The organism is Pseudomonas sp. GW821-FHT07E12 (genome assembly GCF_058986605.1).
Window position 1 is genome coordinate 1 of record NZ_JBYSVX010000034.1, and the last position, 12785, is coordinate 12785.

9 protein-coding genes and 1 tRNA gene are annotated in these 12785 nt (G+C 64.8%); all 10 read right to left on the bottom strand.

The window, feature by feature from the left end; translation table 11 throughout:
* Positions 1 to 132: 132 nt before the first annotated feature.
* The 10 genes from pnp to AC3WJE_RS16540 all read right to left on the bottom strand — a co-directional run bounded on the left by pnp (position 133) and on the right by AC3WJE_RS16540 (position 12769).
* Positions 133 to 2247: a polyribonucleotide nucleotidyltransferase gene (gene pnp / locus AC3WJE_RS16495; RefSeq protein WP_493731906.1), complete on the bottom strand. Its 2115-nt coding sequence runs from the start codon at positions 2245 to 2247 to the stop codon at positions 133 to 135.
* A gap of 151 nt (positions 2248 to 2398) precedes the next feature.
* Positions 2399 to 2659 (bottom strand): 30S ribosomal protein S15, encoded by a 261-nt coding sequence (gene rpsO, locus AC3WJE_RS16500; protein WP_493731907.1) that lies wholly within the window; start codon positions 2657 to 2659, stop codon positions 2399 to 2401.
* Between the two features lie 182 nt (positions 2660 to 2841).
* A complete protein-coding gene (gene truB / locus AC3WJE_RS16505; RefSeq protein ID WP_493731908.1) occupies positions 2842 to 3744 on the bottom strand; it encodes a tRNA pseudouridine(55) synthase TruB in 903 nt (300 codons plus the stop codon).
* 131 nt (positions 3745 to 3875) lie between these two features.
* Entirely contained in the window at positions 3876 to 4235 is a 360-nt protein-coding gene (gene rbfA / locus AC3WJE_RS16510; RefSeq protein ID WP_493731909.1) for a 30S ribosome-binding factor RbfA, read from the bottom strand.
* 121 nt (positions 4236 to 4356) lie between these two features.
* Entirely contained in the window at positions 4357 to 7101 is a 2745-nt protein-coding gene (infB, locus tag AC3WJE_RS16515; RefSeq protein WP_493731910.1) for a translation initiation factor IF-2, read from the bottom strand.
* Positions 7102 to 7196: 95 nt separating this feature from the next.
* Positions 7197 to 8708, bottom strand: a complete 1512-nt coding sequence (gene nusA, locus AC3WJE_RS16520) for a transcription termination factor NusA (protein ID WP_493731911.1) — start codon at positions 8706 to 8708, stop codon at positions 7197 to 7199.
* A 4-nt stretch (positions 8709 to 8712) separates the two neighbouring features.
* Positions 8713 to 9303 carry a ribosome maturation factor RimP gene (gene rimP, locus AC3WJE_RS16525; protein WP_493731912.1) on the bottom strand — a complete coding sequence of 197 codons (591 nt, stop codon included), beginning with the start codon at positions 9301 to 9303 and terminating at the stop codon, positions 8713 to 8715.
* 175 nt (positions 9304 to 9478) lie between these two features.
* A tRNA-Met gene (locus tag AC3WJE_RS16530) sits at positions 9479 to 9555 on the bottom strand.
* A gap of 212 nt (positions 9556 to 9767) precedes the next feature.
* The gene (nuoN, locus tag AC3WJE_RS16535; protein WP_493731913.1) at positions 9768 to 11228 is read right to left on the bottom strand and encodes an NADH-quinone oxidoreductase subunit NuoN; all 1461 of its coding nucleotides are present in this window, start codon (positions 11226 to 11228) and stop codon (positions 9768 to 9770) included.
* A 35-nt stretch (positions 11229 to 11263) separates the two neighbouring features.
* Positions 11264 to 12769: an NADH-quinone oxidoreductase subunit M gene (locus tag AC3WJE_RS16540; protein ID WP_493731914.1), complete on the bottom strand. Its 1506-nt coding sequence runs from the start codon at positions 12767 to 12769 to the stop codon at positions 11264 to 11266.
* Positions 12770 to 12785: the final 16 nt, after the last annotated feature.

Sequence of the window (12785 nt, forward strand, 5' to 3'; positions counted from 1 at the left end):
GCCGCGATGAGGCGTTACCGATAACGGTAACGCCTCATCGCGGCTGAAGCCGCTCCTACAAAAACCACTTGTCCGGGACAAAGAAAAAGCGGGCCGAAGCCCGCTTTCTCATCGAAGCAAAAGCAGCAGCGATTACTCGCTGGCGGCGGCGCCCGCGGCTTCTTCCTCGACAGCCTTGATCGACAGGCGGATGCGGCCCTGCTTGTCGACTTCAAGCACCTTGACCTTGACCACGTCGCCTTCCTTCAGCTTGTCGCCGACCTTCTCCACGCGCTCGCTGGAAATCTGCGAGACGTGCACCAGGCCGTCCTTGCCCGGCAGGATCGTGACGAACGCGCCGAAGTCCATGATCTTGGCGACCTTGCCTTCGTAGATCCGGCCCGGCTCGACGTCCGAGGTGATCTGCTCGATGCGGGCCTTGGCAGCCTGCGCGGCGATCGCATTGACCGAGGCGATGACGATGGTGCCGTCGTCCTGGATGTCGATCTGGGTGCCGGTTTCCTTGGTGATCGCCTGGATGGTCGAGCCACCCTTGCCGATCACTTCGCGGATCTTGTCCGGGTGGATCTTGATCGTCAGCAGGCGCGGCGCGTAGTCCGACAGCTCCGAACGCGGGGCGGTCAGGCCGTGAGCCATTTCGCCCAGGATGTGCAGACGGCCAGCCTTGGCCTGCTGCAGAGCCTGCTTCATGATCTCTTCGGTGATGCCTTCGATCTTGATGTCCATCTGCAGGGCGGAAATGCCCTCGGACGTACCGGCGACCTTGAAGTCCATGTCGCCCAGGTGATCTTCGTCACCCAGGATGTCCGACAACACGACGAAGCGGTCATCTTCCTTCACCAGGCCCATCGCGATACCTGCGACCGGCGCCTTCACCGGCACGCCGGCGTCCATCAGGGCGAGCGAGGAACCACACACCGAAGCCATCGACGAAGAGCCGTTGGATTCGGTGATTTCCGAGACCACGCGGATGGTGTACGGGAAGGCTTCCAGCGACGGCATCACTGCCAGCACGCCGCGCTTGGCCAGACGGCCGTGGCCGATCTCGCGACGCTTCGGGCCCATCATGCGGCCGCACTCACCCACCGAGTAGGGGGGGAAGTTGTAATGGAACAGGAAGTTTTCCTTGTACTCGCCGCTGACCGCATCGATCACCTGGCCATCGCGGGCAGTGCCCAGCGTGATGGTCACGATCGCCTGGGTCTCGCCACGGGTGAACAGCGAGGAACCGTGGGTACGCGGCAGCACGCCGGTCTTCACGGCGATCGGGCGGACGGTGTCCAGCGCACGGCCGTCGATGCGGACCTTGGTGTCGAGCACCGAGTTGCGCATGGTGCTGTATTCCAGCTCGCCGAATTCCTTCGACAGCTCGGCCGAGCTCCAGCCTTCGGCGGCAACGCGGCCAGCCAACTGCTCGACCACGTCCTTCTTGATCGCCGAGATCGCGTCACGACGCTGCAGCTTGTCGCGCACCTGGAAGGCGCTTGCCAGCTGCGTGCCGACAGCTTCCTTCAGTGCGGAGATCAGGGCCTCGTTCTTGGCCGGAGCAACCCAGTCGCTCGGCTTGGTGCCGGCTTCGACGGTCAGCTCGTTGATCGCGTTGATGACCTTCTGCATCTCGCGATGACCGAAGGTGACCGCGCCCAGCATCACGTCTTCCGACAGCAGCGCCGCTTCCGACTCCACCATCAGCACCGCGCCCGCGGTACCGGCAACGACCAGCTCGAGCTGCGATTCCTTCAGCTCCGACACGGTCGGGTTGAGGATGTATTCGCCGTTCTTGTAGCCGACCTTGGCGGCGCCGATCGGGCCCTTGAACGGGGTGCCGGCCAGCGACAGGGCGGCCGAAGCACCGATCAGGGCGGCGATGTCGCCGTCGATGTCCGGGTTCAGCGACATCACCGTGGCGATGATCTGGACTTCGTTCTTGTAGTCTTCCGGGAACAGCGGACGGATCGGACGATCAATCAGGCGCGAGATCAACGTTTCCTTCTCGGTCGCACGGCCTTCACGCTTGAAGAAGCCGCCCGGGATGCGGCCGCCGGCGTAGAACTTTTCCTGGTAGTCAACCGTCAGCGGGAAGAAGTCCTGGCCTTCGCGCGCGCTCTTGGCGGCGACGGCGGTGACCAGCAGCACGGTGTCGTCCATCTTGACGATGACGGCGCCACCGGCCTGGCGAGCGATCTCGCCCGTCTCCAGGGTGACGGTGTGTTTACCGTACTGGAAGGTTTTGGTGATTTTTGCCACGGGGATTTCCTTGGGAATGATGCTTTCTGCTGATGGACCGTCGTCGACCCTTGCCGAGAACGGGTGGCCGGGAGGCTCCGGCCCGCGAAACTTTTACGGACGACCAAAACGAAGCCGCGGCGCATCGCTGCGCCGCGGCGGATAGGGCTGATTAGCGGCGCAGGCCGAGTTTCTCGATCAGGGCCTTGTAACGCTCGCCGTCCTTCTTCTTCAGGTAGTCCAGCAGGCTGCGGCGACGGTTGACCATCTGCAGCAGACCACGACGGCTGTGGTGATCCTTCTTGTGGGCCTTGAAGTGCTCGCTCAGCAGCTCGATGCGGGCGGTCAGCAGAGCGACCTGCACTTCCGGCGAACCGGTGTCCTGGGCGCTGCGCTTGTTGTCTTCAATGACCTTCTGGGTGTCGATCGACATGATATTTTCTCGATAGATGCGTGGCCGGCAGGAACGCACGTTGCGCACCGCCCGACTCGCCGTTTGCTAAGGGATATGCGCTCTCGGCGCAGGATAGCGCCGTAAAGGCGCGCGAAATTGTAACGTTGGCGGCCTCCGGGGACAAGGCGGCCGGTCCTGGCCGCTTCCGGACAGCCCCGGGTTCAGAGGTTGAACAGCCGCTGCGGCGACAACAAACCTGAACCGTCCACCATCCCAAGCCCGCTGGGCTGCCCATCCGGACCGAACACCGCCACCTGCCCATTCGGGAATGCCGTGTCGCGCAGGCGCTGGCCCATGCGGAAGCGACGCACCTGTTCGGCATCCAGTTCCAGTCGCGGGAAGCCGGCCAGCCCGTCCGCCAGCGGTAGCAGCCAGGTCTCGGCCGCCGCCTCTCCTGCCGCCTCCAGGGCCTCCAGCGTGACCATCCGCGGCGCGTGGAACGGCTCGACCCACAGCCGCCGCAACGCGGCGATGTGCGCACCGCACCCCAGCGCTTCACCCAGATCGCGGGCCAGACTACGGATGTAGGTCCCCGAACCGCAGGTCACCCGCAAACGCAGACGCTCGCCGGCCAGCTCCAGGATCTCGATCGCCTGCACCTCGACCTCGCGCACCGGCGCCTCGATGGCCTCGCCACGCCGTGCCCGCGCATACAGCGGCTCTCCGCCCTGCTTGAGTGCCGAATAGATCGGTGCACGCTGGAAGATGCGCCCGGTCAGCGGCTGCAACGCCACGCGGATCGCCGCCTCATCCAACGCCGGCACCGCTCGCTCGCGCAGCACTGCGCCGTCGGCATCGTCGGTATCGGTAGTGACGCCGAGCACCACCTCGGCCTCGTAGGCCTTGGCCGAACCCAGCAGCAACCCGGCGATCTTGGTCGCCTCGCCCAGGCACAGCGGCAACAGGCCGGTCGCCAGCGGGTCCAGGCTGCCGGTATGGCCGCCTTTCTCCGCGCGCAGCAATCGGCGTGCGGCCTGCAGCGCCCCGTTCGAGCTCATGCCACCCGGCTTGTCGAGCAGCAGAATGCCGTCCAGGCGGCGGAAGGAAATCTTCTTCGAGGTCATTCAGGATCGGAGTGCAGTGCAGGGCCAGGCCTGCCGTTGTGGGAGGGACTTCAGTCCCGACGGGCCTGCCTGGCCGGCTGTCGGGACTGAAGTCCCTCCCACAACAGCCCGGCGATGCGCCCGAGACGACCTTATTCGCCGTCGGTCGTCGGCAGATCGCGCAACAGGTTGTCGATGCGTTCGCCGCGATCGACCGAATCGTCGTACTGGAAGTGCAGCTCGGGCACGTGGCGCAGCTTCATCGCACGCGCCAGCTGCGTACGCAGCTCGCCGGCCAGCGCCTTCAGCCCCTTGATCGCCTCGACCGAACGCTCCGGCTGCAGCGCGGTGACGAACACCTTGGCATGCGCCAGGTCCCGGCTCACCTCGACATCGGAAACGCTGACCGAAGGCAGCCCATGCTCACGCACGGCAGCATGCACGATCGTGCCCAGATCCCGACGCATCTGCGCCGAGACCCGGTCGGTACGGTAGAAGGATTTGGTAGGCATGTCCGGAACCTCGTTGATTCAGGGGCCAGGGACCAGGGGCCAGAGACCAGGGAAAAGCGACAGACCAAACGTCTGCGCCTTTCCCCGACCCCTGGCCCCCGGCCTCCGGCCCCTGCTTTATTTACAGCGTCCGCGCCACTTCGATGCGCTCGAAGCACTCGATCTGGTCGCCGGCCTTGACGTCGTTGTAGGCCTTCACACCGATACCGCACTCGGTACCGTTGCGAACCTCCTCGACGTTCTCCTTGAAGCGGCGCAGCGATTCCAGCTCGCCCTCGAACACCACCACGCTGTCGCGCAGCACGCGGATCGGCTTGTTCCGCTTGACCACGCCCTCGACCACCATACAGCCGGCGACCGCACCGAACTTGGAGCTGCGGAACACGTCGCGAACCTCGGCGATACCGATGATCTCTTCGCGGATCTCCACGCCCAGCAGACCCGATGCCACCTGCTTCACCTGGTCGATCACGTCATAGATGATCGAGAAGTAGCGCAGGTCCACGCCGTTGGATTCGATGATCTTGCGCGCCGAGGCGTCGGCACGCACGTTGAAGCCGATCACCGTGGCCTTGGCCGCGGCCGCCGAGTTGGCGTCCGACTCGGTGATGCCGCCAACGCCGGAGTGGATCACGTTGATGCGGATGTCGTCGTTGGACAGCGCCACCAGTGCCTGCTTGAGCGCCTCGACCGAACCCTGCACGTCGGCCTTGATGACCAGGTTGAGGACCTGCTGACCCTCGCCCTTGCCCATCTGCGCCAGGATGTCCTCCATGCGGTTGCCCGCCGAGGCCACCAGGCGCGACTCGCGACGCTTGGCTTCGCGCTGCTGCGCAACGTCCTTGGCCAGACGCTCGTCGTCGACGACCACGAAGTCGTCGCCGGCATCCGGCACGCCGGACAGGCCCAGCACCTGCACCGGGATCGACGGACCCGCGGCAGCCGGCTGCGTACCAGTCTCGTCGAACAGCGCACGCACACGGCCGTACTGGATGCCGCACACCAGGTAGTCGCCCTTCTTCAGGCTGCCCTGCTGCACCAGCACCGTCGCGACCGGGCCACGGCCCTTGTCGAGCGAGGATTCGATCACCGTGCCGCTGGCGCGACCATCGACGACCGCCTTCAGCTCCAGCACTTCGGCCTGCAGCGAAATCGCGTCGAGCAGATCGTCGATGCCCAGGCCGGTCTTGGCCGACACCTCGATGAACTGGGTCTCGCCGCCGAAATCTTCGGCCACCACGTTCTCGGCCAGCAGCTCGTTCTTCACGCGCAGCGGATCGGCGTCGGACTTGTCGATCTTGTTCACTGCCACGATCAGCGGCACGCCGGCCGCCTTGGCATGCTGCACCGCTTCCTTGGTCTGCGGCATCACGCCATCGTCGGCCGCTACCACCAGCACCACGATGTCGGTGATCTTGGCGCCGCGGGCACGCATCGAAGTGAACGCGGCGTGGCCCGGGGTATCCAGGAAGCTGATCACGCCCTTGGCGGTCTCGACGTGATACGCACCGATGTGCTGGGTGATGCCGCCCGCCTCGCCCGAGGCGATCTTGGTGCGACGGATGTAATCCAGCAGCGAGGTCTTGCCGTGATCGACGTGACCCATGATGGTGACCACCGGCGGACGCGATGCCACTTCACCCTGCGCTTCCTCGGCATGCGCCAGCAGCGCATCCTCGAAGTCGGCACTGTTGGCGCGCGAGGCCTTGTGGCCCAGCTCTTCGGTCACCAGCACCGCGGTGTCGTGGTCGATGCTCTGGGTGATGGTCGCCATCACGCCCATCTTGAACAACGTCTTCACCACGTCGCCGCCCTTCAGCGCCAACTTCTGCGCCAGATCGGCCACGGTGATGGTGTCGCCGATGGCGATCTCGCGCACCACAGGTGCGGTCGGACGCTCGAAGCCGTGGCTGCCGCCACCGCCGCGTGCCGGCTCGTTGCCACGACGTGAACCATGCGAAGGCTTGCCCGGACGGCCACGGTTGTTGGAACTGGTACGGCGGGCACGATCGGCCGCCGACAGGTGCAACTGGCCGGCGAAGCGCTTGGTGGCATCGTCATCCTCGACGCCGGCCACCATCACGTGCGAGCCGCGAGCCTTGTGCTTGGGCGCATTGCGGTCGTCAGCACGCGGCGCGGGACGCGCACCGGTAGGCGCAGGACGCGCCCCAGCAGGTGCGGGACGGGCTCCGGCGGGCGCAGGACGCGCAGCCGATGCCGGCGGACGCGATGCAGGTGCCGGACGGGCGGCGCGCGGTGCCGATGCGTCCTGATCGGGAGCACCACCGACATCGCTGATCTCGACCACCGGAGCGATCTCTTCCGGCGGAGCCACGGCGGCACGCAACTTGGCGTCCTCACGCTCGCGCTCGGCCTGTTCTTCCTTGCGCTTGCGATCGACTTCCTCGGCGCGCTTGCGATCACTTTCGGCCAGGCGCTGCTGCTCGGCCAGATTGCGCTGACGCGATTCTTCGAGCTTGCGCAGGATCTCGGCACGCTCGTCGTCCACCGGGGCGCCCGGTGTCCTTGCTGCGGCCTCGCCTTCGTTCGCCTTGACGTAGGTGCGCTTCTGGCGCACTTCCACGTTCACCGTGGTCTTGCTGCGGCCGGCACTGACCGTCACCTCCTGCAGCTTGCGGCGATTCAGCGTGATCTTCTTGTCCGCCTCGCCGGCAGCCTCGGCCGGAGCCTCGGTCTTGCCGTGCGTGCGACGCAGGAAGCCCAGCAGCTTCATCTTTTCGGTACTGGTCACGACCTGATCGGGGCCGCTGAACTTCATGCCGGCCTCGGCCAGCTGCTCCAGCAGCTTCTCGACCGGCGTGTTGACCAGTTCGGCAAGCTTGCGGATGGTGGTTTGCTGCGACATTCGAATCCTATGCTCTGGTGGGCGCCCCCTCGCCCAGCGCAAGGGAAGCGCAGATTCTAAGCCCTGAGGGGGTCAGGGCGCGGTTCATCGCCGGCTCATTCGCCGCGCTCCAGGCGGGCGATCTCCTCGGCACGGGCAGCCAGGATCAGCGCGGCGGCACGTTCGGCGGTCAAGCCCTCGATACCAAACTCGACGATCTCGTCGGCGGCCAGGTCGGACAGGTCCTCGCTGGTGCGCACGCCATGGCTGGCCAGGGCGAAGGCGGTCGCCTCGTCCATGCCTTCCACCGCCAGCAGATCTTCGGCCGGCTGCTGATCGTCCAGCCCTTCTTCCTCGGCCAGCGCCGCGTTCAGCAGTGCGTCGCGGGCACGGGCGCGCAGTTCCTCGACGATGTCCTCGTCGAAGCCCTCCACCGCCAGCAGCTCGCCGACCGGAACGTAGGCGATTTCCTCGACCGTGTTGAAGCCCTCGGCCACCAGAATGCCGGCGATTTCCTCGTCGACCTCCAGCTTGTCCATGAACAGCTGCCGCGCCGAAGCCTGCTCGGCCTCGGACTTGGCCGCGACCTGGTCGGCCGTCATCACATTGAGCTGCCAGCCGGTCAGGCGGCTGGCCAGACGCACGTTCTGGCCGCCCTTGCCGATCGCCTGGGCCAGGCGCTCTTCGGCGACCGCCAGATCCATCGAATGCTTTTCTTCATCGACGATGATCGACTGCACTTCCGCCGGCGCCATCGCATTGATGACGAAGTTGGCCGGGTTCTCGTTCCACAGCACGATGTCCACGCGCTCGCCATTGAGCTCGTTGGAGACCGCCTGCACGCGCGAACCGCGCATGCCGATGCAGGCACCGATCGGATCGGTACGGGTGTCGTGCGCGATCACCGCGATCTTGGCGCGATCGCCCGGGTCGCGGGCACAGGCCTTGATCTCGACCAGACCCTGGCCGACTTCCGGCACTTCGAGCTTGAACAGCTCAATCATGAATTCCGGTGCAGCGCGGCTGATGAACAACTGCGGGCCGCGCGGTTCCGAGCGCACCTCGGCCAGGTAGCCACGCACGCGGTCACCGGCGCGCACTACGTCGCGCGGAATGCCCTTGTCCTTCGGGATGAACGCCTCGGCGTTGCCACCCAGGTCGACGTAGATGTTGCCGCGCTCGACGCGCTTGACCACGCCGGTCACCAGCTCGCCAACCCGATCCTTCCAGGCATCGACGACCTGCTGGCGCTCGGCCTCGCGCACGCGCTGCACGATCACCTGCTTGGCAGCCTGCGCGGCGATGCGGCCGAAATCCGGATTCTCGATCTGCTCTTCGATGTAATCACCGACTTCGACGCCATCGGCTTCATCGATCGCGTCCATCAGACGGATCTGGCGATCGGGCGATTCCATCACCACGTCGTCGGCCACCACTTCCCAACGACGGAAGGTCTCGTAGTTGCCGTCCTTCTGGTCGATGGAAACGCGGGCCAGCACGTCCTGGTCGTGATAGCGCTTCTTGGCCGCCGAAGCCAACGCGGCCTCGATCGCTTCGAAGATCACTTCGCGCGGCACGCCTTTCTCGTTGGCGACCGCGTCCACTACCAGCAAAAGCTCTTTGCTCATCTGATCACTCCGCGCGCGGCTTGCCGGCCGCCGACTGGTTGGATGGTTTCTTCTTCGCCTGACCCGGCTTCTTCGGGCCCGGCTTGTTCGGTTTCTGCGGAGCCAACCCCAGAGCGACCCAATCGGGGAGGATCCGCGCCTTGTCAATATTGTCGAACGCGACCGCTACTTCGTTGCCATCCACGTTGAAGACGATCTGGCCCGTCGCCACGTCGGCGCTCACGATTGCACCCTGCAGACGCCGGCGATTGTCCTGCGGCAGTTTCAGGCCGACTTTCGCCGACTCACCCACGTGACGGACGAACTGCTCAAGCGTGAACAACGGACGATCGACGCCGGGCGAGGACACTTCCAGCGTGTAATTGCCGCTGATCGGATCTTCCACGTCCAGCTGCGCCGACACTTCACGACTCACGCGCTCGCAATCGTCGATGTTCACGACGCGCTCGGGCTGCTCGTCCAACGGCACATCGATATACAGCCGCAGAGTCGCGCTCCCAGGCGCGGGAAGATATTCCGCGCCCAGCAGTTCGAGTCCCAGGGCTTGCACCGTGGGAGCCAGCAAATTCGCGATTTCGGTTGCCTTGTCGCTCACAGCTACCTGATCCAGTCTGTCTAGCGGGCCCATGAAACACCGAGCCCCGGAAACAACAAGGGGCCCAATGGGCCCCTTGTGCGAAAAAATCCAACCTCGAAGGGTTGGCGCAAAGACGGGAACAAGCGTCTTTGCGGTTCCAAGAACGCCCGCCGCATAAGCAACAAACGAAACATGGTAGCGGGGGCAGGATTTGAACCTGCGACCTTCGGGTTATGAGCCCGACGAGCTGCCAGACTGCTCCACCCCGCAGCAGAAGCGGAATTATGAAGAACCCGGAAGAAAATTACAAGCCCCGGGTTTTTCAATCCGTTGAATGCCGAGGCACTCAACCGAGACGCACATCATACGTGATGCGTTTGGAATTCGGAATAGCGATAGCGCAAATAAATGTAAATAACCCTGAAACAAAGAACGCCCGCGGCATCGCGGGCGTTCTCGCGTAGCGCACAAGCGCCCGCAGATCAGGCCAGATGCGCGAACGCCGCCTTGCACCAGACCATGATCGAGTTCCAGGACAGGCCCAGGGCCAGCAGGGCCAGCGAATTGACGCCCAGCACGATCCCCAGCACGCGGTCGTTATTAGCCGGCAACGGCTGCCCGACAGGCTCGTCGAAGTACATGACCTTGATCACGCGCAGGTAGTAATAGGCACCGATCACCGCGCAGATCACACCGAGGATCGCCAGCCACAGCATGTTGCCCTGCACCGCCGCGGCCAGCACCGCCAGCTTGGTCCAGAAGCCCAGGAACGGCGGGATGCCGGCCAGCGACGCCATGATGCACAGCACCAGGCCCGCCATCCACGGATTACGGGCGTTCAGGCCCTTGAAGTCATCGATGTTCTCGGCTTCGAAGCCGTTGCGCGACAGCGCGATGATCGCGCCGAACGCCGCGGTGGACATGACCGCGTAGCTGACCGCATAGAACATCGCCGCCGTGTAGCCGCGTTCGTCGCCGCCCGCCATGCCCATCAGCAGGAAGCCGATGTGAGAGACCGTCGAATACGCCAGCATGCGCTTGAGATTGGTCTGCGCGATCGCCATCAGGTTGCCGATCACCAGCGACGCCGCGGCCAGGCCACCGAGCAGCAGATGCCACTGTGGCGACAGCGGACCCACACCGACTTCCAGCAGACGATAGGCCATGCCGAATGCGGCGAGCTTCGGTGCCGAGCTGATGAACAGCGCGACCGGCGCAGGCGCACCTTGGTAGACGTCCGGCAACCACATATGGAACGGCGCGGCGCCCAGTTTGAAAGCCACGCCGGCGATCATGAAGATCGTGCCGGTCAGCAGCAGCGTCCGCTCGGCCGAACCATCGATGGCTTCATGGATACCCTGCAGGCTCAGCGTGCCGGTGGCGCCGTAGATCAGCGACATGCCGTACAGCAGCAGGCCCGAGGCCAGCGAGCCGAGCACGATGTACTTCATCGCCGCCTCGGTCGCCAGGCCGTTGTCGCGGTTGGAGGCCACCAGCGCGTACGAGCACAGCGCCAGCAGCTCCAGCCCCAGGTAGACCATCAGCAGGCTGCCGGCGGAAACCAGGATCATCATGCCGGAGGTCGCAAACAGCACCAGCACCGGGATCTCGCCCTGGTACAGGTTGCGCTCGCGCAGATAGCTCCAGCCATAGACCAGCGACAGGCCGCTGACCAGCACGATCACCGTTTTCATCACGTCGGCGGCAGTGTCGCGTACGAACATGCCGTGGAAGATCTCGCCCTGCCCGCCCGTACCGGTGGCCAACATGGCGAACACGAGGGCCAGGATGGCCACCGAAATCACGTGCGTGACGACCTTGTGCCGCTGGCTCACGAACAGGTCGATCATCAGCAGCGCGAAGGCGCCAGCGACGAGCACCAGCTCGGGAGCCAGGGGGGCCAGATCAGCGGTGGTCAACGGCAAAGGCGTTGGCGTGGTCATCATCAAATCCTGGAATCAAGTCTTGCAACGGCCGTTCAGAGCTTGCTCGCAGCAATCTGCGTGGCGAGCTTGGCGATCGACGGCTCCATCAGATCGGTCAGCGGCTTCGGATACACGCCCAGCGCCAGCACACCGGCGGCGAACACGCTCAGCACGAATTTCTCGCGACCGTTGATGTCCTTCAGCTCGGCCACGTGCGCATTGGCCACTTCGCCGAAGAACACGCGCTTGTACAGCCACAGCGTGTAGGCGGCGGTGATCACCAGCGTGGTCGCCGCGCCGAAGGCGATCAGCGGATGCTTCTGGAAGCTCGCCAGGATGATCATGAACTCGCCGACGAAACCGCTGGTGCCGGGCAGGCCCGCGTTGGCCATGTAGAACAGCATCGCGAAGGTGGCGAACCACGGCATCACGTTGACCACGCCGCCGTAATCGGCGATGCGGCGAGTATGCATACGGTCGTACAGCACGCCGATGCAGGAGAACATCGCACCGGACACGAAGCCGTGCGAGATCATCTGCACCATTGCGCCCTGCAGACCCAGGCGAGCGGCATCGACGCTGCCGTAGTCGCGCACCAGGGTGAAGGCGATGAAGGTGCCGAGGGTGACGAAGCCCATGTGCGCGATCGAGGAATACGCAACCAGCTTCTTCATGTCGTCCTGGACCAGCGCGACCAGGCCGACGTAGATCACCGCGATCAGCGACAGCGTGATCACCAGCCAGGCCCACTCGTGGCTGGCGTCGGGGACGATCGGCAGGTTGAAGCGCAGGAAGCCGTAGCCGCCGATCTTCAGCGCGATCGCCGCCAGGATCACCGAACCGGCGGTCGGCGCTTCCACGTGCGCATCCGGCAGCCAGGTGTGGACCGGGAACATCGGCACCTTGACCGCGAACGCGATCAGGAACGCGAAGAATATCCAAGTCTGCTCGCGGGCGGTCAGCTGCAGCGCGTACAGGTCGTGCAGCTGGAAGCTGCCGCCCTTCAGGTACAGGTAGATCAGCGCCACCAGCATCAGCACCGAGCCGAGGAAGGTGTACAGGAAGAACTTGACCGCGGCGTAGATGCGGCGCGGGCCGCCCCAGATGCCGATGATCAGGAACATCGGGATCAGCATCGCCTCGAAGAACACGTAGAACAGCATCGCGTCGGTCGCCGCGAAGATGCCCACGGTCACGCCTTCCAGGATCAGGAACGCCGCGACGTACTGGTTGACCCGCTTCTCGATCGAAGTCCAGGCACCTACGAGGGCCAGCACCGTCACCAGCGTGGTCAGCACGATCAGCGCGATCGCGATGCCGTCCACGCCGAGGTTGTAACCGATGTCGTAGGCCGGGATCCAGGCGTGCTGCTCGACAAACTGCAGGGCATCGTTGCCGGTGTCGTAACCACTCAGCAACGGCAGGCTGAGCAGCAACGTCACCACGGCGACCAGCAGCGCCGCCCAACGGGCAGTCTGTGCGTTGCGCAGGGCGAGGATCAGGGCACCGCCGACAATCGGCAGCCAGATCAGGATAGACAGTAAGGGCCAGTTCGACACGTCTTCTTATTCCGTA